Annotated in this window: 17 protein-coding genes; 7 read left to right on the top strand and 10 right to left on the bottom strand. The window is 61.8% G+C overall.

Translation table 11 applies throughout. The annotated features are described in order from the left end of the window. Positions 1–15: 15 nt before the first annotated feature. From ACMFWR_RS30645 to ACMFWR_RS30665, 5 genes are all read right to left on the bottom strand, one after another. Positions 16–1,350, bottom strand: coding sequence for an MFS transporter (locus ACMFWR_RS30645; protein ID WP_413196141.1), 1,335 nt, complete (start codon positions 1,348–1,350; stop codon positions 16–18). 194 nt (positions 1,351–1,544) lie between these two features. Further along, complete coding sequence (locus ACMFWR_RS30650) at positions 1,545–2,486, bottom strand: ABC transporter substrate-binding protein (RefSeq protein WP_413196142.1); 942 nt, start codon at positions 2,484–2,486, stop codon at positions 1,545–1,547. A 104-nt stretch (positions 2,487–2,590) separates the two neighbouring features. Continuing rightward, complete coding sequence (locus tag ACMFWR_RS30655; RefSeq protein ID WP_413196143.1) at positions 2,591–3,619, bottom strand: ABC transporter permease; 1,029 nt, start codon at positions 3,617–3,619, stop codon at positions 2,591–2,593. A gap of 14 nt (positions 3,620–3,633) precedes the next feature. Next, positions 3,634–5,151, bottom strand: a complete 1,518-nt coding sequence (locus ACMFWR_RS30660) for a sugar ABC transporter ATP-binding protein (protein ID WP_413196144.1) — start codon at positions 5,149–5,151, stop codon at positions 3,634–3,636. After that, positions 5,148–5,909 (bottom strand): GntR family transcriptional regulator, encoded by a 762-nt coding sequence (locus tag ACMFWR_RS30665; RefSeq protein WP_413196145.1) that lies wholly within the window; start codon positions 5,907–5,909, stop codon positions 5,148–5,150. Before ACMFWR_RS30665 ends, ACMFWR_RS30660 begins: the two co-directional genes overlap by 4 nt. A 163-nt stretch (positions 5,910–6,072) precedes the next feature. Between ACMFWR_RS30665 and ACMFWR_RS30670 the strand changes: the two genes are divergently transcribed. The 3 genes from ACMFWR_RS30670 (at position 6,073) to ACMFWR_RS30680 (ending at position 8,621) form a co-directional block, all read left to right on the top strand. Continuing rightward, the gene (locus ACMFWR_RS30670; RefSeq protein WP_413196146.1) at positions 6,073–7,368 is read left to right on the top strand and encodes an L-fuconate dehydratase; all 1,296 of its coding nucleotides are present in this window, start codon (positions 6,073–6,075) and stop codon (positions 7,366–7,368) included. A gap of 229 nt (positions 7,369–7,597) precedes the next feature. After that, entirely contained in the window at positions 7,598–8,092 is a 495-nt protein-coding gene (locus ACMFWR_RS30675) for a hypothetical protein (protein ID WP_413196147.1), read from the top strand. Continuing rightward, entirely contained in the window at positions 8,079–8,621 is a 543-nt protein-coding gene (locus ACMFWR_RS30680) for a hypothetical protein (RefSeq protein ID WP_413196148.1), read from the top strand. The genes ACMFWR_RS30675 and ACMFWR_RS30680 overlap by 14 nt, the downstream gene beginning before the upstream one ends. 7 nt (positions 8,622–8,628) lie before the next feature. On the opposite strand, the gene ACMFWR_RS30685 is transcribed toward ACMFWR_RS30680, so the two are convergent. Then, positions 8,629–9,030 (bottom strand): VOC family protein, encoded by a 402-nt coding sequence (locus ACMFWR_RS30685; RefSeq protein WP_413196149.1) that lies wholly within the window; start codon positions 9,028–9,030, stop codon positions 8,629–8,631. A gap of 328 nt (positions 9,031–9,358) precedes the next feature. On the opposite strand from ACMFWR_RS30685, the gene ACMFWR_RS30690 reads away from it, so the two are divergent. The 4 genes from ACMFWR_RS30690 to ACMFWR_RS30705 all read left to right on the top strand — a co-directional run bounded on the left by ACMFWR_RS30690 (position 9,359) and on the right by ACMFWR_RS30705 (position 14,315). Then, positions 9,359–9,760: a YciI family protein gene (locus tag ACMFWR_RS30690; protein WP_413196150.1), complete on the top strand. Its 402-nt coding sequence runs from the start codon at positions 9,359–9,361 to the stop codon at positions 9,758–9,760. Positions 9,761–9,763: 3 nt separating this feature from the next. Next, positions 9,764–11,029: an RNA polymerase sigma factor gene (locus tag ACMFWR_RS30695; RefSeq protein WP_413196151.1), complete on the top strand. Its 1,266-nt coding sequence runs from the start codon at positions 9,764–9,766 to the stop codon at positions 11,027–11,029. Positions 11,030–11,258: 229 nt separating this feature from the next. Then, complete coding sequence (locus ACMFWR_RS30700; RefSeq protein WP_413196152.1) at positions 11,259–12,569, top strand: citrate synthase family protein; 1,311 nt, start codon at positions 11,259–11,261, stop codon at positions 12,567–12,569. Between the two features lie 411 nt (positions 12,570–12,980). Continuing rightward, the gene (locus ACMFWR_RS30705) at positions 12,981–14,315 is read left to right on the top strand and encodes a DUF1214 domain-containing protein (protein WP_413196153.1); all 1,335 of its coding nucleotides are present in this window, start codon (positions 12,981–12,983) and stop codon (positions 14,313–14,315) included. 181 nt (positions 14,316–14,496) lie between these two features. On the opposite strand, the gene prpF is transcribed toward ACMFWR_RS30705, so the two are convergent. From prpF to prpB, 4 genes are all read right to left on the bottom strand, one after another. Then, positions 14,497–15,690: a 2-methylaconitate cis-trans isomerase PrpF gene (gene prpF / locus ACMFWR_RS30710; protein WP_413196154.1), complete on the bottom strand. Its 1,194-nt coding sequence runs from the start codon at positions 15,688–15,690 to the stop codon at positions 14,497–14,499. A gap of 19 nt (positions 15,691–15,709) precedes the next feature. Continuing rightward, positions 15,710–18,307 (bottom strand): Fe/S-dependent 2-methylisocitrate dehydratase AcnD, encoded by a 2,598-nt coding sequence (gene acnD, locus ACMFWR_RS30715; protein WP_413196155.1) that lies wholly within the window; start codon positions 18,305–18,307, stop codon positions 15,710–15,712. Positions 18,308–18,407: 100 nt separating this feature from the next. Beyond that, a complete protein-coding gene (gene prpC / locus ACMFWR_RS30720) occupies positions 18,408–19,565 on the bottom strand; it encodes a 2-methylcitrate synthase (protein WP_413196156.1) in 1,158 nt (385 codons plus the stop codon). 175 nt (positions 19,566–19,740) lie between these two features. Continuing rightward, complete coding sequence (gene prpB / locus ACMFWR_RS30725) at positions 19,741–20,637, bottom strand: methylisocitrate lyase (RefSeq protein WP_413196157.1); 897 nt, start codon at positions 20,635–20,637, stop codon at positions 19,741–19,743. Between the last annotated feature and the right edge of the window lie 29 nt (positions 20,638–20,666).

A 20,666-nucleotide genomic window follows, 5' to 3' on the forward strand; every position in this document is an offset into this window, starting at 1 on the left:
TTCAACCTGCGGCGCTCATAGCGATGATGCGGTTCCGGAAGGCGAGCGGCGGATGGGTGCAGCGTTCTTCGATGTCGCGGTCGCAGTTTTCGCTGGAGTCACCTCGTCGGTGCCGGCGTGCTTCGCAAATCGGCCGCTACGCAACTCGAGTGCAATGATCGATGCAATGGCAGACAGCGAGACAATGATCGCCAACGCACGGATCGCGTGGCCGATGCCGATATGCGCGATGGCTTCGCCCAATCCCATCGCCGTGATGACTTGCACGAGGTAGCACGCGAAGTAAAGCGACGACAGCGCCGCGGCGCGCTTGGTCTGTGCCGTATGTCCGACAAGGTAACTGACACCCCCGAGAAAGAGCAGGGAATAGGCGAATCCCCCCGCGGCGATCGCGAGCAGGAACACCGCGAGCGAGTGCGCCGTGCTTGCTCGGACGAGCAGGCCCATCGCGACGACGGTAGCGATGCCGCCGACGCTCACCAGCGTCCGTGCGCCGCGCCGCTTGAAGAGCAGCGTGGCAGCACCCCACACCAGTGCGAACAGCGCAATGACACTGCCGTTGACGAGTGGGTGGCTCGATCGAACAAGATCGTGTGCGATCTGTGCGCCGGCCGATAACACAACCGAACCCAGCATGAATGATGTGGCCGCGGCCGGCGCCGCCGCTCTAAGCGCATCAAGGCTTTCCTTGGGAACGCTCATCAGCCTGGGCCGCCATGGCGCTCGTTGTTCATGCGAAGACGCACGCGGCAGGCGCCACGTCATGATGAAGACGACGACAAGATAGAGCATCAGGGCAAGGTAATTCAGACGCGTGGGATACGGCGCGAACTCGATCAGCGCACCGCCGATCAGGGTGGCTGCGGCGAGACCGGTGCCCTGAGCGACCGTATTGACGACGCTCGCAAGATGCGCGTGGCCTGCAGGCGCGAAGTCGACGAGCGCCGCAGCGGCGGCACCGGCGGACAGTCCGACGCCCAGGCCCATCAGCACCCGGCCCGCAAAAAGGAACGTCACGTCAGGAGCGATTGCAAATGCGCCGACGCCGAGTATCGAGGCGCAGAGTCCGAGCAACATCGCACCGCGCCGGCCAATATGATCGGACAGGTCGCCGAGGAACATCAAGGTGAGCACGACGGCAAGCGGATAGACCGCAAAGATCGCGGCGACGGTAGGCGCGCTCAGATGCCATTCGCGCGCGTAGATCGGGTAGGTCATGGCCGGTGCGGCGCTTGTCCACAAGGTGTGAACGATGACTGCGGCGGCGGTCCAGAATGCAGCGCGATGCGTATCGCCGGAAGCGATGCCGGTGGCGGCGGTCGACACGTTGTGCGTGGCCGGCTTGTCCAATTCGGTTTTCCTCGAAGCAAAATACAAAGGGCACCGTGCCCTCGTTTGCCGAGCAATGTAGGTCCGGGTCGCGTTTTGGAAAAAGACTTTGTATGAGGGTGGGCATGCTCGCGAGGCATGAGCGCGGCCAAAAACAAAGCCCGGCGCGAGCCGGGCTTTGAGATGCTGCGTGGCTTGGAGCCGCTGCTTAGTGCTTAGTCATACAGCACGGCGGCGATCTTCGGATCCGACATATTCGTCTTGTCGTACCAGTAGAAGCCCGTGTCGATCTTCTTCGGCAGTTGCTCGCCGTGCAGGGCCTTGACTGCGGAATCGACCACGCACTTGCCGATGCCGACCGGGTTTTGCGTAATGGCGCCAGCCATCAGGCCCGAGGTGATGTCTTCCTTCTGCTCCTTGCCCGAGTCATAGCCGATCAGCACAAGCTTCTTGCCGGATTCCTTGACGCCGATTGCAGCGCCTTCGGCCGAACCTTCATTGGCGCCGAAGATGCCCTTGAGGTTCGGGTTGGCCTGAATCATTGTCTTGGCGATTTCAGCCGACTTCAAGTGATCGCCGCCACCGTATTGCACGGACACGATCTTGATGTTCGGATGCTTGGCTTTCATCTCGTTGAGGAAGCCGTCGCGACGATCGATACCCGTGCGGCTCGTCTGATCGTGCACGATCACGCCGACTTCACCCGAGTCGCCGATCAGTTCGGCCATCTTGTCGGCGGCCAGGCCGGCGGCAGCGAGGTTGTCCGTCGTGCAGGTGGTCAGCGGGATATCGCTGTCGACGCCCGAGTCAAACGCGATCACGGGAATCTTGTTGGCTTGCGCGCGCTTGAGCAGCGGAATGGCTGCCTTGCTGTCAAGTGCGGCGATGCCAAGCGCTTGCGGCTTCTTGGCAAGCGCTGCCGACAGCATATCGATCTGCTTGTCGACCATCGCTTCCGTTTCCGGACCTTCAAACGTGATCCGGACGTTGTTTGCCTTCGCCGATTGCTCGGCGCCGGATTTCACGGCTTGCCAGAACTGGTGCTGGAAGCCCTTCGAGATCAGCGGAATATACACATCGTCCGCATGCGCAAGACTGACCCCGCCGACAAGCGTGCCGACACCCAGCACGACACTAATCAAACGTCTCTTCAACATGGTGATCTCCTCCAAGGATGGTTATCAACCTGCAACCGGTAAGGGAACGTGAGTGGGCTCCCGTTTGGCTCTTGCTCTTCTTTTGTTGCGTTTGCTGCATTGCCTTAGCTGCTCTTCTTGCGACGCAGGATGTCGGCGTAGACGGCGAGAATGATGATGAGACCCGTCACCACGATCTGCCACTCCTGCGCGACCGACAGAATGCGCAAGCCATTGGTCAGTACGCTCATGATGAAAGCACCGATGATCGTGCCGAGAATCGTGCCCGACCCGCCGCTCAGCGACGTGCCGCCGATCACAACCGCCGCGATGGCCTCGAGCTCATAGCCCTGCCCAAGCGCGGGTTGCGCCGAGTTCAGGCGCGAGGCGATCAACAGGCCCGCAATGCCGCAGATCGCGCCGCCGAGGCCATAAATCGCGATCTTCCATCGATCGACGTTCACCCCTGAGAGCCGCACCGCTTCCTCGTTGCTGCCCAGCGCGAACGTATAGCGGCCGAGCGCCGTGCGGTTCAGCGTGATCGAGCTTGCAATGGCCAGCACAAACAGAATCAACACGGCATTCGGGATCGGCACGCTCGGCAGGAAGTACCCGATCAGCGAGTCTTGCGAAATGCGATAGAAGTTTTCCGTGTCGGTGAAATAGATCGGCTGATCCGACGACACGACGAGCGACAGGCCCTTGAGCAGCAGCATCATGCCGAGCGTCGCGATAAACGGAGGAATGCGCATCTTTGCCGTCAACGTGCCCGAGATCGTGCCGCAGACCGCGCCGGTCGCAATGGCGGCGACGACGCCGACCCACATCGGCATATGCCAGTACGACAGGAACACGCCGCAGATGACGGCCGTGAAGGTCATCAGCGTACCGACCGACAGATCGATGCCGCTCGTGATGATCACGAACGTGCTGGCGATTGCGAGCACACCGTTGACCGCGGTCGCCTGCAGAATGCCGAGGATGTTATCCATCTGCATAAAGGCGGGCGAAGCGAAGCTGAAGAAGATCAGCAGCAATATCAGGCTGGCAAACGCGAGCATCTTCTGCAGGGCGGTAGGCGAGAAGATGCGGGCTCTCAAGCCTGATACGCCCTTCTTGTTGTCGAGCGCCGCCGTATCCGAACGCGGTGTCATATCGATAGACCTCTTCAGTTAAGTGCCGCTTTCAGGGATTCGCGCTGCGTCGCGAGGTGCATGATGCGTTCCTGCGTCGCCTCGCTCGCTGCGAGCTCGCCTGTAATGCGGCCTTCGCACATCACGATCACGCGGTCGCTCATGCGCAGGATTTCGGGAAGCTCCGACGAGATCATCACGATCGCTTTGCCTTGTGCGGCGAGCTGACGCAGCAGTTTGTAGATTTCGGTTTTCGCTCCGACGTCGATGCCGCGGGTGGGCTCGTCGAAGAACAGCACGTCGCAATCGCGTTCGAGCCATTTGGCGATCACGATCTTTTGCTGATTGCCGCCCGACAGGAGTCGCACTTGCTGAGTGGGCGAGGGCGTGCGGATGTTGAGCAGGCTGATGAAATGCGACGCGCGCTGGCGGATCTGTGCGCGACGCAAGAACGTATTGAACGACAGAAACTTGCCCAGATCCGCCATGACGATGTTCGACTCGACATCCATGCCGGTCGCGAGGCCGAACCGCTTGCGGTCTTCGGACAGGTAGCCGATGCCCTGGCGGACGGCGTCACTGGGGCGCTTGATCGACACGGTGTTGCCTTTGACGCGGATTTCGCCGGACTCGACCGGATCGGCGCCGAACACCGCACGCGCGACTTCCGTGCGACCTGCGCCCATCAGCCCCGCAAAGCCCAATATCTCGCCCTTGCGCAGCTCGAAGCTGATATCCCGGACCAACGGCCCTGCCTTGAGATTCCTGACTTCGAGCGCGACATCGCCGCGCGTTCCGGTGGCTTCCACGGGCGCGATGTCCGTCAACGTTCGTCCGACCATCATGCCGATGATGGCCTCGACGCTTGTGTCGGCGGTCGACACGGTGGCCACGTATTCACCGTCGCGCAGCACGGTCACGCGATCCGAAATCTGCTTGAGCTCATCCATCTTGTGCGACACGTAGATGATGCCTACGCCGCGTTCCTTGAGCTGGCGGATGATGCGAAACAGCTCGGCGATTTCGGCGTCGTTGAGTGCCGACGTCGGTTCGTCCATGATCAGCACGCGCGAATCGAACGACAGCGCCTTGGCGATTTCGACCATTTGCTGGCTCGCCACCGTGAGCGTGCCGACCAGCGTGCGCGGGTCGAGTTTCACGTGCATGCGTGCAAGGATCTCGCTCGCCTGGGCATTGAGCTTGTCTTCGTCGAGGAACAGCCCCATCCGTCCGCGGGGTTCGCGGCCGATGAAGATATTTTGAGCAACGCTCAGATGATTCATCAGCTGCAGTTCCTGATGAATGATGCCGATGCCGAGCGCCTGCGCTTCACGCGGGCCCGAGAATTCAACGGATTGCCCTTCGACGAGCATCTCGCCCGAGTCGCGCGTATAGACGCCAGCAAGAATCTTCATCAGCGTCGACTTGCCGGCGCCGTTCTCGCCCATCAGCGCATGCACTTCGCCGCTGAGCAGCTCGAACTGAACGTCGTGCAATGCCCTGACGCCGGGAAAGCTCTTGTTCAGCTTCTTGACGGAAATCAATGGGTTCATGACTCGAATAGATCCGGTCTTGTCTTGGCGGAGCGTTGCAGTTCGGCGACCACCTGGTCGAGGTGATCATGCATGGCGTCGGCGGCTGCATCGGCGTCGCCGGCGCGAATCGCGCGGAAGATGCGTTCGTGTTCGTCGAGCGTGTGCGCGAGTCGCTCCGGGGTAGCGAGCAACTGCCTCGCGCGGTCGAGCGCGTTACGCGAGACCGCGACAATGTCCTTGACCCGGGGCAGCTTGATCGCATCGAGCAGAATTTCATGGAACCCGAGATCGAGCGCATGAAACGCAAGGCGATCGCCATTGCCGGCGAGATTGCGTTGCTTGTCGAGATTGAATTCCAGCGCCTCAATGATGGCCGAGTCGCGAAGGCGCGCCACGGCACGCACGGTCTCGACTTCGAGTGCGCTGCGAATGAACAGATGTTGCCGGATGTCATGCACCGCGATCGGCTTGACGCGTGTGCCGCGCTGCGGAAGCACTTCGACCAGTCCCGCATGCGCGAGCTTTGCCAGCGCGGCCGACACCGGAAAGCGCGAGACGCCCATGCGCTCGCACACGGCCATCTTGTCGATCATCATTCCGGGCTCCAGCGCGAGCGTCACGATCGCTTGTCGAAGCGCTTGCTCGACCGCATCGGTCAGGCTCACACGCTCACTGCTCTGAATCTTTTGCAGTGCGACATAGGGATCGGCAGCAGCGCTGGCTACATCCGTTGAAGGGCTCACGGCACGCTTGAATTCGGGAAGAAATGCTAGCATGCTAGGAAGCACTCGACGGGTTGTCAACGCGTGCAAACGCTTAGCGAGTTGGGGTCGATTTTTTGTCTTAGGCAGTGGCTTAATGCCGCTTGCGTCTTCTTCGTGCTGTTCTCCGGTATGCAGTCCATCATTCGATAGCCATCACTCCGGGAGGGGTGTCTCGATGACCACGATCACCAGGCTGACCGTTCAAGATATTCGCTTTCCCACGTCGCGTTCGCTCGATGGCTCTGACGCGATGAACGCGGCGCCCGATTATTCGGCGACCTACGTCACGCTCGAGACGGATGCGAACGATGGCCTCGTCGGGCACGGACTCACCTTTACGATCGGGCGCGGCAATGAAATTTGCGTGGCAGCGGCCAATGCGCTGTCGCCGTTGATCGTTGGCAAGAAGCTCGAAGACATCACCGCGAATATGGGCGCGTTCTGGCGTGCATTCACGTCGGACAGTCAATTGCGCTGGATCGGCCCGGACAAGGGCGCCATTCACTTGTCGACCGCGGCCGTTGTCAACGCGGTGTGGGACCTGTGGGCGAAATCCGTCGGCAAGCCGGTCTGGAAGCTGCTCGTCGATATGACGCCTGAAGAGCTCGTGCGCTGCCTCGATTTTCGCTATGTGACCGATGCGATCACGCCGTATGAAGCGCTGGCGATGCTGAATCGGCATGCCAGGACCAAGGGCGAGCGCGAGAAGGAGATGCTTGCGCAAGGGTATCCCGCCTATACGACGTCGGCAGGCTGGCTGGGTTACGACGACGACAAGATCCGTCGCCTCGCGCGCGAGGGCGTTGCGCAGGGGTGGACGCATTTCAAACAGAAAGTCGGCGGCAACCTGGAGGAGGATGTTCGGCGTGCACGCATTCTGCGTGAGGAGATTGGCGAAAACCTCAAGCTCATGATGGATGCGAATCAGGTGTGGGACGTCGACGAGGCCGTGACCAATATGCGCCGCCTTGCGGAGTTCGATCCGTGGTGGATTGAAGAGCCGACGAGCCCGGACGATATTCTGGGTCATGCCGCGATTCGCGAGCGGCTCGGGGACATCGGCGTCGCAACGGGCGAGCACTGTCACAACCGCGTGATGTTCAAGCAATTGCTTCAGGCAGACGCGATCGACTTCTGCCAGATCGACAGCTGCCGACTCGGTGGCCTGAACGAAGTCATCGTCGTGCTACTGATGGCCGCGAAATTCGGCGTACCCGTATGCCCGCATGCGGGCGGAGTGGGTTTGTGTGAGTACGTACAGCACATTTCGCTGTTCGACTATATCTGCGTGTCCGCTTCACTCGAGAATCGCGTGCTCGAATACGTCGATCATCTGCACGAACATTTCATCGACCCTGTCGTGATCCGCAACGGCCACTACATGCCACCAAAAAAGCCGGGGTACAGCATTGAAATGTTCCCGGCGTCGCTGGAAAAGCATCTCTATCCTGATGGAGAGGCTTGGCGTTGAACGTCTAGTGATAGGTCTTAACGGGGTAGTGGAAAGTGGCTTGCCTCGTTACACATTGTGTGGCGAGGCCGGCTTTCAAATAGTGATCCTGTTGGTTTCGTGCTGACGGAATGCCACTGCCTCACAAATCTGCTTGCTCCGAAAACTGCAGCGGCGAGACATTGACAGCCGAATTCTTGGGAAGGAATTCGCTATTTATCTGAAGCAAAAATCGGATATTGAGGCTGTCATGTCACTCGATGAATTTATACGAAAGGCTCAATCGGAGCATTCTCAGCGGGAATTTGATCCGAAACTGAGATTGGAGAAATGGCTGTACGAACTCAACGAGCTCTTTAATGCGATTGAGGCCGCGCTGATTCGGGCGGGTCTCGAATCAAAAAATATCTTGAACGTGCGAAAGGAGATGCATGAAGAGTTTGTAGGGAGCTATTCGTTTCGCCGATTGAGTGTGTTCGTGGGTGAAGTCCCGATTGTGTTTGACCCCGTCGCCACGATTGTATTCGGTGGATTCGGACGAGTCGACGTGCGGTGCGGAGCGGGTCGTACGCGGCTGATAGCAATCGATAAGGATGAGGATCCCGACACAAAAATTCCGTTGGACCAACGCGATTGGAAATGGGTTGTGTCGGATCCAGCTCACCCGATGGATTATCAGGATTTCTCGATCGACAAGCTTGAATACATTCTTGACTTCGTGGTGAAAGAAAATGGCCGGCCGTAGAGAGATCGACGAGGCGCTGGAATGGCACGAGACGGCTCTACTCGGCTTCGCCAAGTTGGAACAATTGGTGCTGAAACATCGCGTGGAAGCGTCGCGACGCGGAGAGCGTTATTTCGGGCTTGACCCGCACGAGATCCAGGATGAGTTTGAAAAGGTGCGGGGTAAACACGACATATTTGCGTTGTTGGCTCTGTACGCCACTTGCGAAGGGGGAATTCGCGCCGACGCTTGTTGGCGCGGCGAAGGGAGTAATGGTCAGCGATTCAACAGCAAATTCAAGCGTACGGTTGATGAGCGTTTTCGTGGCATCGTCAAGCTCAGCACGTTGCTTCAGCGTTGGCGTACGTCGCTTCCGGATCCGAATTTTGCGAGGCGAATCGACGAACTGCAGCGCGAATTCGGCATCCGGAACAAGATTGCGCATGGGTGCGTTGACGGCGTGACAGAGGACTTCCTGGCGACGTACGTCAGGCTGAGGACCATTCGCGACAAATGGATCTCATTTGTGCCCGATTTTCAGGGTTTTTGAAATTCGCTCATGACGGCGCTACCGGATTATGGCAACACACGCAGAGTTTGTTGCCATCCGGATCACGGAAGTAAGCGCCGTAGTAATTCGGGTGGTAGTGGGGACGGAGGCCGGGAGGGCCTTCGCAGGTGCCGCCGTGTGCCAGCGCTGCGGCGTGCGCTTGATCGACGCGTTCTCGCGTTGCGGCAAGTAACGCGATCATATGGCCGTTGCCTCGTTCTGCCGACTCGCCGTCGTACGGGCGGCCGACGATAAATAGCGGGCGAGGTTCGCCTTCTTTCATCCAACCCGCCCATGGGGTTTCGGGTTCGCGAAATTTCAGTGTCAGGTCCAGCGTGCTCATCAACGCGGCATAGAATCGAAACGCTCGGTCAAAATCCGTGACGCCGACGTAGACGTGAGAAATCATCGGGTATTCCCTTGGAGTAGTCTGCAATGATTCGGCGGCGTCGAGGCAGCCAGATAGCCGTCATCGCATTGGGTTTCTTGACCAGCAAGCCGCGCGCGTGACGATACCGCGTCGCCGCGCACTTTGAAGGCAAATACCAGGTGCGGATTTCCAGCGGACCCGCACGTGTTGCGACGCAGCGTATGGACGACACGTCGTCGAAGCATAAAAGGAAATGCACTAAAAAAGTCTGTCACCGCTGTCGAAGTCTGTTCGGCCCGCCCGTCATTGTCCTGAGCGTGACCTCGGGCGCTCGCTTCCTTATTGACCCTTTTCGCAAGGAACGACCATGAACTACGCGATTCTGATTTATGAAGGCGACGAAGGCTTCCGCTTGCGCACGGACACGGTGGACGGACCCGCCTATTGGGCAGCCTGGCCGGCCTATTCGAAGGCCTTGCAGGACGCCGGTGTGTTCGTCGACGGGGCAGGGCTCGAGTTGCCTCAAACGGCGACCACGCTGCGCGTTGTTGACGGCAAGCGCCAGGTCCAGGATGGGCCGTTTGCCGAAACGAAAGAACAACTCGGCGGCTTCTACATCATCAACGTGCCCGATCTCGACACCGCGCTGAGCTGGGCATCGCGCATTCCCGTCGCCAAAGGCGGTGTGGTCGAGGTGCGACCGGTCATGATGGCCCCCGAGCGGCCGGCATCCGCGTCCGCTACTGCATCGGCGACCGCTTCGGCCTGATCGATGCTGGCCTGCCCGCCGCCGGCCGAAGTGGCCAGGGCGGTCGAACGCGTCGCGCGCGATTCGTACGGCCGTCTGGTCGCTTTCCTGGCTGCACGATCGCGCGACGTTGCGGGCGCGGAAGACGCGCTCGCCGATGCATTTCAAAGCGCGCTCGAAACGTGGCCGCGAACAGGCGTGCCCGACAAGCCTGAAGCGTGGCTGCTGGTGGCCGCGCGACACCGGTTGATCGACAAGGCACGCCACGGCAAGGTCCACGCGCTCAGTGTTCCGTTGATTCTGGCGGCGACCGACGAGGCACACGAGGTGGCCGAACATCTGACAACGTTCCCGGACGAGCGGCTCAAGCTCATGTTCGTCTGCGCACACCCTGCCATCGATGTGACGGCTCGTACGCCGCTGATGCTGCAATGCGTGCTCGGTCTGGACGCTGCGCGCATCGCTTCGGCATTCCTCGTCAAGCCGGCGACGATGGGCCAGCGGCTGTCACGTGCGAAGGCCAAGATCCGTGACGCAGGGATCGCGTTCGAAGTGCCGGCGGCAAAGGAATTGCCGGAGCGGCTCGATGCTGTGCTTGAAGCGATTTATGCGATCTATGGCGTTGGCTGGGAAGATGTCGCCGGTGCGGACACACGGCTCAAGGGGCTGGCCACCGAGGCGATCACGCTCGGCCGTCTTTTGCTTCAATTGATGCCCTATGACCCCGAGGTTCTGGGCCTGCTGGCGTTGATGTTGTATTGCGAGGCGAGGCATCCCGCGCGTCTCGATGCGAAGGGCGCGTATGTCCCGCTATCGCAACAAGATCCCACCCAATGGACATGGCCGATGATCGCCGAAGCCAATGTGTTGCTGATCGAAGCACAGCAGGCGCGCCAGATCGGTCACTTCCAGCTCGAGGCCGCAATCCAGAGCGTGCATGCACGGCGCGGCATGACGGGGGTAACGGATTGGGACGAAATCGCCTTGCTCTACGAAGGCATTGTCCGCACAGCACCGACGTCGGGCGCACTGGTCGGGCGCGCCGCAGCCATCTCGCATGCACGCGGTGCGGCGCCGGCGCTCGTGATGCTCGAAGCGATGCCAGCGTCGCTGTCCGACAGCTACCAGCCGTACTGGGCGCTGGCGGCTCATCTGTATGAGACGCTTGGCCGTCTTGGCGAGGCGCGCAGCGCCTACGAGCGAGCCATCGGGCTCTGCGAAAACGCACCCATGCGTGAGTTCCTGATCCAGCGCGCCGCTGCGCTTGTCGGAGCGCCGCACTGCGACTGAAGACCGCCGTCGATGCAATGACACGTGACGAGAGGAAAACGTACTCGTGCCAGATACAGTCAACGACGCGACTATAAGGCGTGGACATCCGCACTAGCCATTTGCAAACGAAACGATGCGCATGGGGTGAATGAACGTGTTCGGCGCGTGGACTTCACGGCCATGTCGCTGAATTGGCCTATGCTTGTGTCAGACCTGTCTTCAAGAACGTCTTCGGGAACGGTTCGACATGACAAGCTATATGAGTTCGGCCGAAGCGGCAGCGGCACTCGGTGTCTCGAGGCAGACGCTCTATGCGTACGTGAGTCGCGGTCTGTTGCGCGCCGAGCCCGGGCCGACTCATCGCGACCGGCAATATCTGGCTTCGGATGTCGAGCGGCTCGCCGCCGAGCGCGCACGGGCGCGCAAACCGAAGGAAGTCGCCAAGGCAACCCTGAACTGGGGGCTGCCGGTGCTCGAATCGTCGATCACGTTGATCGAGAATGAACGCCTGTTCTATCGCGGGCATGACGCGATCGGCCTGGCTGCGACGGCCGACCTTGAAACGCTCGCCGCGTTGCTGTGGCAGTGCCTGACGGCCACGGCGTTTTCGACCGAGCTGCCGCCATGGCCTGCCCCGATGCCGACACTGATCGAACACTACCGCGGTTATCGGGCGGAAGAGTCGCTGTTGCCGCTCATCACGGTGGCGACCGACGATGCGGCGACGGCGTACTCGCTGGAGCCCGCCGGGCACTTGCTGGAAGGTGGCGGCGCACTGGTTCGGGCGCTTGCGGCCTGCCTGCTCGGGGCGGCGCCGAGTACCCAACCGATTCATACACAGTGTGCAACGGCCTGGGGCGTGGACGAGGAGGGCGAGGACCTGATACGAATGGCCCTCGTGCTGTGCGCCGATCACGAACTCAACGCGTCGGGTTTTACGGCGCGCTGTGTCGCATCGACCGGCGCGAGCCTGCGCGCTTCGGTGATTGGCGGTCTGGCGGCATTGACTGGTGGCAAACACGGGGCGGCGACGGCGCATGTCGAAGCGATGTGGGATGAGATTGAAGAAGATCCTGAAGCCCGCATCCGCAGCGTCGTTGCCGCTTGGCAATCGCGTGAACACCTGGTCCCCGGCTTCGGACACCATCTCTATCCGGGCGGCGATCCACGGGCGACAGCCTTGCTCGCGCGCATCCTGCCGTCGCACCCGGATTGGGCCGCCTTGATGGCCACGGTTTTCGACGCATCGGGCCAACGGCCGACGATCGACGCCGCGCTGGTCGCGCTGCGCCGCCATTTGCGGCTGCCTTTGGGCGCCGCGTTTGGTCTGTTCGCGCTGGGCCGTTCAGTCGGCTGGATCGCACATGCGCTCGAACAGCGAGCGAACGACAACCTGATCCGGCCGCGCGCCGCGTATACGGGACCACGCCCCGCTCTGGACGGATCATCGTCTTCCGCCAGTTCGCCGATTTCCGCCAAAGCCTCGTTTTCGACGCCTTCCGGCGAGGATATCGAGCGCTTTGGTCCGTTTTCCGGCCTCTTTCCCGACAAACGCTAGCCCGCGACGTCTGCCAAAAAGCCGTCTCGAATCGGTGCCCAAGGGGTGCGCGCTACGCAATGCTGTGGCATTCATCCGACGCGGCTTGCGCGAGTACCCGTGCGTGCGATAACGTCGATGCCGAAACGTTCGGTGACGCACAGACGGTGCGGCGGGCATCGGGCAGTCATCCACAAGCGGGGTGTGTGTCCGATCCGGTTACGTCTCAGGGCGGGGCACATCGGGCAACAATCATAAGAAGATGGAGTCGATATGTCGGCAGCGGGTCGAATGATGCGATTGTCGTTAGGGCAGCCGTGGTTCAAGCGCAGTGCGGACCCGACGTCTCGGGGCATGCGGGCCGAAACAACCCCGCACGCCGGGCACACGGGGCACGCAGCACAAACCCGCCGCGCCCGGCATGACGGGCGTATGACATGGCGGCTTGGCGCACTCATCGTCGTTCTGCCGCTGGCGCTGGCCGCCTGCAAGGCTCCACAACCCAAATATTCGAAGAACGGCGCAGCGCCTGCGATCACCAATCCGGCGGTCTCGGACCAGGACATTGTTGACGCGTACTACTACCTGCTTGGGCGCGCTCTGATCGCGAAGCAGGAGCAGGCCGATTTCGGCGACAACGGATTCAAGTGGAACAAGCTCGTGCATCGGCAGCCCGGCGGTGTGAACTGGGCCAACCCGAACCTCGACGTCGTCTACTCGGAAGCCTGGATCGGCGTCGACGACAAGACCTGCGACATTCTTCAGATTCCGAAGATCAAGGGCCGGTACTACACGTTCCAGGTGCTCAATGGCTGGGGCGAGACGATCGCCAATATCAACGAGCGTACGTTCCCCGACCATCCGTACGGCAAGTTCGCGTTGTGCCTCAAAGGCAGCGGCGTGACGATCGCGCGCGGCATTCCGCGCATCGATCTGCCGAGCAAGACCGCTCGGGCGCTGGCTCGCATCGAGCTGGGCTCGACGCCGGGTGAGGCGATTCGCCTGCAGCACCAGATTACTCTGCATCCGAGCGGGCCGATCAGCCCTGATGATCCGCCCGAAGTGCCGGCGTTCGGCAGCAACGGACTGCCCGGTGTCGAGCTGTTCGACAACGCGGACATGTTGCTTGCCGGCGAGCCCGACATCAATCCCGGCATGGACGGCATTCGCGCGAAGCTCGCGGCAGTGCGAGGGGTGTCGACCGCCGGAGCGAGCGGGCGGTCGCGCGTCGCCAATGTCGTCGACGACAAGGCGGTGCCGGCGCTGCCCGGCCTGCTCAAGTCGCTCGGTGCGTCGGCGAACGGCTGGTCGCATCCGCGTCGTACGGGCAACTATGACGATGACTGGATGATGCGCACGCTCGCCAATCTGACGGGTATCTGGGCCAACAACAACGAGGAAGTCGTGTACTTCGCGGCGCAGCATCTCGATGGTGGCGCGACGTATTCGATGACCTTCCCGGCGGATGCGTTGCCGAAGACCAAGACGCGGTACTTCTGGTCGGTGATCGCGGTCGATGGCAAGACGTATCGCGTACTGCCGACGCCTACCAAGCGCTATCTGATCAACAAGCAGTCACACGTCAAATACGACGACGATGACGGACTGACGCTGGTGTTTGCGCCGAAACGGCCCGAGGGCGTGCCGGCGGCGAACTGGTTGCCGACCGTCGAAGGCGTCGACTACAACCTCACGTTCCGTTTCTATGGCCCGACGAAGGATGTGAGAGACGGCGAGTATTTCCCGCCTGCCTTGAGCAAGCAGTGAGCGTCAATCACCGACGATCGATAGGCAAGGACGCCAGATGTGACGGCGTTCTGCCCTGACCGTCGGCGGCGCCAGATCGGGCCCGGCGCGGCTTAAGGCGTTGGGTTTGCGCCGGCCGACTCACGAATCGACCGGCCAATCCCTCGACACGCCTGCAGATGCCGCGCCGCCGACGCTGACCTTACTCCAGACAATCCGCCGGCACGCGGATCCACCCCTCCATCAGCACGCGTGCGCTGCGGCTCATGACGGCTTTCGTGACGGTCCATTCGCCGTTGTCGAGCCGCGCCTGGGCGCCGACACGCAGCGTGCCCGACGGATGACCGAAGCGCACCGCCTCGCGTTCGCCGCCGCCCGCTGCCAGGTTGACGAGCGTTCCGGGAATCGCCGCCGCTGTGCCGATCGCAACCGCTGCCGTGCCCATCATCGCGTGATGCAGCTTGCCCATCGACATGGCGCGCACGAGCAGATCGACATCGCCTGCGGCGACGGCCTTGCCGCTTGATGCGACGTAGTCGGCAGGCTTCGCGACAAACGCGATTTTCGGCGTGTGCTGGCGCTGCCCGATATCGTCGATCGAGTCGATCAGGCCCATCCGGACCGCGCCGTGCGCTCGCACGGTTTCGAACATGGCCAGCGCTTTGGCGTCGCCATTGATCGCATCCTGCAACTCCGTGCCTGAATATCCGATCGCGCCGGCATCCACAAAAATCGTCGGAATGCCCGCATTGATCATGGTGGCCTTCAGCGTACCGACACCGGGCACTGCAAGCTCGTCGACAAGCTGGCCTGTCGGGAACATCGATCCACCCGCGCCATCCTCTTCGGCTGCCGGATCCATAAACTCGAGCTGCACTTCAGCGGCCGGAAACGTAACGCCATCGAGCTCGAAGTCACCCGTCTCCTGCACGGCGCCGTCGGTGATGGGCACGTGAGCGATGATCGTCTTGCCGATATTGGCCTGCCAGATACGCACGATCGCGATGCCGTTTGCGGGGATCCGGCTCGCATCGATCAACCCGGAAGCAATCGCAAACGGCCCGACCGCGGCCGACAGGTTGCCGCAATTGCCGCTCCAGTCGACAAAGGCCTTGTCGATCGACACCTGCCCGAACAGGTAGTCGACATCGTGATCCGGCCGCGTGCTGCGCGACACGATCACCGTCTTGCTCGTGCTCGACGTCGCGCCGCCCATGCCGTCGATCTGCTTGCCATACGGATCGGGGCTGCCGATCACGCGCAGCAGCAATGCGTCGCGTGCCGCACCGGGTACTCGCACGGCTTCGGGCAGGTCTTCGAGCCGGAAGAACACACCCTTGCTGGTGCCGCCGCGCATATAAGTGGCGGGAATGCGGATTTGTGGCCGATGTGCCATAGGGATCAATCTCTCCTGACTATGCCGCGGCGCGCGACGACTCGATGAAGTCCTGTGCAAAGCGCTGAAGCACGCCACCTGCTTCGTAAATCGACACTTCTTCCGCCGTGTCGAGCCGGCAGGTCACGGGCACCTCGACGGTTTCGCCGTTGCGTCGATGGATCACCAAGGTCAGATCCGCACGCGGCTGACGCTCGCCAGTCACATCGAACGTTTCGGTGCCGTCGATACCGAGCGTCACGCGATTGACGCCTGGCTTGAACTCGAGCGGCAGCACGCCCATACCGACCAGATTGGTCCGGTGAATCCGCTCGAAGCCTTCGGCGACGATCGCTTCAGTGCCCGCGAGACGCACACCCTTGGCGGCCCAGTCGCGCGACGATCCCTGGCCGTAGTCCGCGCCTGCGATCACGATCAGGGGCTGCTTGCGTTCCATATACGTCTCGATCGCTTCCCACATGCGTGTGACGCGGCCTTCCGGTTCGACGCGGGCGAGCGAGCCCGCTTTGATCTCGCCGTTTTCGCGGACCATCTCGTTCTTGAGCGTCGGGTTCGCGAACGTCGCGCGTTGTGCGGTCAGGTGGTCGCCGCGGTGCGTTGCATAGGAGTTGAAGTCCTCTTCAGGCAGGCCCATCTTCGTCAGGTATTCGCCGGCCGCGCTGTTGGCGAGAATCGCATTCGACGGCGACAGGTGATCGGTCGTGATGTTGTCGCCGAGCACGGCGAGCGCGCGCATGCCGCGCAGGGTGCGCTCGCCGGCCAGTGCGCCTTCCCAATACGGCGGGCGGCGAATGTAGGTGCTTTGCGCGCGCCAGTCGTAGAGCGGATCCGCTGCCTCGCTTTGCACGGCGGCAAGCGAGAACATCGGCTCATAGACTTTGCGGAACTGCTCGGGCTTGACGCTTGCCGCGACGATGGCATCGATTTCTTCGTCGCTGGGCCAGATGTCCTTGAGCGTGACCGGATGGCCTTGCGGATCGACGCCGAGCACGTCTTTTTCGATGTCGAAGCGAATTGTGCCCGCAATGGCATAGGCCACGACGAGTGGTGGCGACGCGAGGAACGCCTGCTTCGCGTACGGATGGATGCGACCGTCGAAGTTACGATTGCCCGAGAGTACCGCCGTCGCGTACAGATCGCGGTCGACGATTTCCTGCTGAATCACGGGGTCGAGCGCACCCGACATGCCGTTGCACGACGTGCACGCGTACGCGACCACGCCGAAGCCAAGCTGCTCGAGTTCCGGCAACAGGCCTGCTTCTTCGAGGTAGAGCGTGACGGCCTTGGAGCCCGGAGCCAGTGAAGTCTTGGCCCACGGCTTGCGGGTGAGTCCGCGTCGATTGGCATTCCGCGCGATCAGGCCTGCGGCGATCATGTTGCGCGGGTTGTTCGTGTTCGTGCAGCTCGTGATCGCCGCGATGATCACCGCGCCGTCTGGCATGAGGCCCGGTTCATTGTCGACCTTGCCGCTGATGCCGCGCGCGGCGAGCTCGGTCGTCGGCACGCGCTTGTGCGGGTTCGACGGCCCCGCGATATTGCGCACGACGCTCGACAGGTCAAAACGCAGCACGCGTTCGTACTGCGCGTGCGCGAGCGAATCGGCCCACAGACCCGTCTCCTTCGCATAGCGCTCGACGAGTTCGACGAGCGCATCGTCGCGGCCCGTGAGCTTCAGATACTTGATCGTCTGCGCATCGATATAGAACATCGCGGCCGTGGCGCCGAATTCGGGGGCCATGTTCGAGATTGTCGCGCGATCGCCAAGCGTCAGGCGTGCGGCGCCTTCGCCGTAGAACTCGAGATACGTCGAGACGACTTTTTCCTTGCGCAGGAACTCGGTCAGCGCGAGCACGATATCGGTCGCGGTAATGCCGGCTTGCGGCTTACCCGTGAGCTCGACACCGACGATATCGGGCAGGCGCATCCACGATGCACGGCCCAGCATCACACTCTCCGCTTCCAGGCCGCCGACGCCGACGGCGATCACGCCGAGCGCGTCGACCATCGGCGTATGCGAGTCCGTGCCCACCAGCGTGTCGGGGTAGGCCACGCCATCGCTGACCTGGATCACCGGGCTCATGCGCTCGAGATTGATCTGGTGGAGGATGCCGTTGCCTGGCGGAATCACATCGACGTTCTTGAACGCCTTCTTGGTCCAGTTGATGAAGTCGAAGCGATCCTCGTTGCGACGGTCCTCGATCGCGCGGTTCTTGGCGAAGGCGTCCGGATCGAAGCCGCCGCACTCGACAGCGAGCGAGTGGTCGACGACGAGCTGCGTCGGAACGACGGGGTTCACCATCGCGGGGTCGCCGCCTTGTGCGGCGATCGCGTCGCGCAGGCCGGCGAGATCGACGAGTGCGGTCTGACCGAGGATGTCGTGACACACCACGCGTGCGGGGAACCATGGGAAGTCGAGATCGCGCTTGCGCTCGATGATCTGCCTGAGCGAGGCCGTGAGCGTGGCCGGATCGCAGCGTCGCACCAGGTTCTCTGCATGCACGCGCGAGGTATAGGGCAGGGTGTCATACGCACCCGGCTGGATGGCTTCGACGGCTGCGCGTGTGTCGAAGTAATCGAGCTTCGTGCCGGGCAGGGGCTTGCGATATTGAGTATTCATGGCGTGGGGGTGCATCAACGACCGGCCCATGCGCGATGACATGCGTGACACGCGCGAGGGCCGAATCGATCCATCACTAAAGGTATCGACGAGGTCTGGCTTACCGCTTGGCGAGCGGCACGAATGCCAGATCCTCAGGGCCGACGTAATTCGCGCTCGGGCGAATGATCTTGTTGTCGATCCGCTGTTCGATGATGTGCGCGGCCCAGCCCGACGTGCGTGCAATCACGAAGACAGGCGTGAACATCGCAGTCGGCACGCCCATCATGTGATACGAGACGGCGCTGAACCAGTCGAGGTTCGGGAACATCTTCTTCGCGTCCCACATGACGCTCTCGAGGCGTTCGGCGATATCGAACAGCTTCGTGTTCGACACTTCCTTCGAGAGCTTGCGCGCGACGTCCTTGATCACCTTGTTGCGCGGGTCGGAAATCGTATAGACCGGGTGACCGAAGCCGATCACGACCTCCTTGTTTTCCACCCGGCGACGAATATCCGCTTCGGCTTCGTCGGGGTTCTGATAGCGCGTCTGGATTTCGAAGGCAACTTCGTTCGCGCCACCATGCTTGGGGCCGCGCAGCGCGCCGATTGCGCCGGTGATGGCCGAGTACATATCCGAGCCCGTACCCGCAATCACGCGGCCGGTAAACGTCGATGCATTGAATTCGTGTTCGGCATAAAGATTCAGCGACACGTGCATCGCATCGACCCACGATTTCGGCGGCGGTTCGCCATGCAGCAGGTGCAGGAAGTGGCCGCCGATCGAGTCGTCGTCCGTCTCGACCTCGATACGCTTGCCGTTATGCGAGTAGTGGTACCAGTACAGCAGCATCGAACCCAGCGAAGCCATCAGACGGTCGGCGATATCGCGCGCGCCGGGCAGGTTGTGATCGTCCTTCTCGGGCAACACCGTGCCGAGCACCGATACGCCCGTGCGCATCACGTCCATCGGATGCGCCGATGCGGGCACCCACTCAAGGGCGGCCTTGACGTTGGCGGGCAGGCCGCGCAGTGCCTTGAGCTTCTTTTTGTAAGCGACCAGCTCGGCCTTGTTCGGCAGCTTGCCGTGCACGAGCAGATACGCGACCTCTTCGAATTCGCATGCGCCTGCAAGGTCGAGAATGTCGTAGCCGCGGTAATGCAGGTCGTTGCCCGTGCGGCCGACCGTGCACAGCGCCGTGTTGCCCGCGGTGACGCCAGAAAGTGCAACGGATTTCTTCGGCTTGAATGCCGGTGCCTTGCTGTCTGCTTCGCTCATCGTGGTGTCTCCTGCCAGTCAGTGTCTTGGCAAAAAATCAGTGGTTTGAAATGCATGAGGCCCTGGCGGCGTACCCCGGCACAATCCGGGCATATCCGGCCGGGGTGCTTGCTCGCTTGCGGCATTGCTTACCGGATTACTTGCCGGCGTCTCATCTGCGTATTCGTCGACGCGCTTACTTTTGCGCGGCAAACAGTTCGTCGAGCTTGTCTTCATACGCGTGATACCCGAGATACCGGTAAAGGTCCTCGCGCGTTTGCATCGTTTCGACGGCCGCCTTCTGGGTTCCGTCGCGTTTGACCGTCTGATAGAAGTTGAGTGCCGCAGCATTCATCGCGCGATACGCACCGCAGCAATACAGCGCGATATCGACGTTGGCGCTGCGCAGTTCGTCGACTGTGAAGAACGGCGTCGAGCCGAATTCCGTCAGGTTGGCGAGGATCGGCACCTTGACGGCCGCCTTGAAGCGGCGATAGTCGTCGAGTGTACGCATGGCTTCGGGAAAGATCATATCCGCGCCGGCTTCCACATAGGCGACGGCGCGCTCGATCGCCGAGTCGATGCCTTCGGACGCGCCCGCATCGGTACGCGCCATGATGACGAAGTCATCGTCGGTGCGCGCATCGACTGCGGCCTTGACCCGGTCGACCATCTCTTCCTTCGCCACCACTTCCTTGCCAGGGCGATGGCCGCAACGCTTCTGTCCGACCTGGTCTTCGATATGCACGGCCGCGACGCCGGCCTTGATAAACGAACGGACCGTGCGCGCGATATTGAAGGCGCCGCCCCAGCCCGTGTCGATGTCGACGAGCAGGGGCAGGCTCGATGCGTCGGTGATACGGCGCGCATCGATGAGCACGTCGTCCATCGTGCTGATGCCGAGATCGGGGATGCCCAGCGAATTGGCGGCCACGCCGCCGCCCGACAGATACAGCGCCTTGAAGCCGGTGGCTTCGGCCATCTTCGCGGCGTACGCCGTAATGGCGCCGACGACCTGCAGGGGTTGGGCTTCGGCGACTGCGGCGCGGAAGGCGGCGCCGGCGCTCGAGGGTTGTCGTTTGGCTGTGTTCAATTGACGCTCCGGTGAAGAGGCGAGGCCCG

Origin of the sequence: Pararobbsia alpina, assembly GCF_965118125.1 — a bacterium.
GTDB classification, from domain to species: domain Bacteria; phylum Pseudomonadota; class Gammaproteobacteria; order Burkholderiales; family Burkholderiaceae; genus Pararobbsia; species Pararobbsia alpina_A.

What these genes read in the sequence shown, in the direction of transcription:
- ACMFWR_RS30685 (WP_413196149.1), bottom strand. Translation starts at nt 9,030, where the DNA reads ATGATTTCTCACGTCTACGTCGGCGTCACGGATTTTGACCGAGCGTTT.
- ACMFWR_RS30700 (WP_413196152.1), top strand. Translation starts at nt 11,259, where the DNA reads ATGACAAGCTATATGAGTTCGGCCGAAGCGGCAGCGGCACTCGGTGTC.
- ACMFWR_RS30670 (WP_413196146.1), top strand. Translation starts at nt 6,073, where the DNA reads ATGACCACGATCACCAGGCTGACCGTTCAAGATATTCGCTTTCCCACG.
- ACMFWR_RS30655 (WP_413196143.1), bottom strand. Translation starts at nt 3,619, where the DNA reads ATGACACCGCGTTCGGATACGGCGGCGCTCGACAACAAGAAGGGCGTA.
- ACMFWR_RS30650 (WP_413196142.1), bottom strand. Translation starts at nt 2,486, where the DNA reads ATGTTGAAGAGACGTTTGATTAGTGTCGTGCTGGGTGTCGGCACGCTT.
- prpC (WP_413196156.1), bottom strand. Translation starts at nt 19,565, where the DNA reads ATGAGCGAAGCAGACAGCAAGGCACCGGCATTCAAGCCGAAGAAATCC.
- ACMFWR_RS30680 (WP_413196148.1), top strand. Translation starts at nt 8,079, where the DNA reads ATGGCCGGCCGTAGAGAGATCGACGAGGCGCTGGAATGGCACGAGACG.
- ACMFWR_RS30665 (WP_413196145.1), bottom strand. Translation starts at nt 5,909, where the DNA reads ATGCTAGCATTTCTTCCCGAATTCAAGCGTGCCGTGAGCCCTTCAACG.
- ACMFWR_RS30660 (WP_413196144.1), bottom strand. Translation starts at nt 5,151, where the DNA reads ATGAACCCATTGATTTCCGTCAAGAAGCTGAACAAGAGCTTTCCCGGC.
- ACMFWR_RS30695 (WP_413196151.1), top strand. Translation starts at nt 9,764, where the DNA reads ATGCTGGCCTGCCCGCCGCCGGCCGAAGTGGCCAGGGCGGTCGAACGC.
- prpF (WP_413196154.1), bottom strand. Translation starts at nt 15,690, where the DNA reads ATGGCACATCGGCCACAAATCCGCATTCCCGCCACTTATATGCGCGGC.
- ACMFWR_RS30690 (WP_413196150.1), top strand. Translation starts at nt 9,359, where the DNA reads ATGAACTACGCGATTCTGATTTATGAAGGCGACGAAGGCTTCCGCTTG.
- ACMFWR_RS30705 (WP_413196153.1), top strand. Translation starts at nt 12,981, where the DNA reads ATGACATGGCGGCTTGGCGCACTCATCGTCGTTCTGCCGCTGGCGCTG.
- acnD (WP_413196155.1), bottom strand. Translation starts at nt 18,307, where the DNA reads ATGAATACTCAATATCGCAAGCCCCTGCCCGGCACGAAGCTCGATTAC.
- ACMFWR_RS30675 (WP_413196147.1), top strand. Translation starts at nt 7,598, where the DNA reads ATGTCACTCGATGAATTTATACGAAAGGCTCAATCGGAGCATTCTCAG.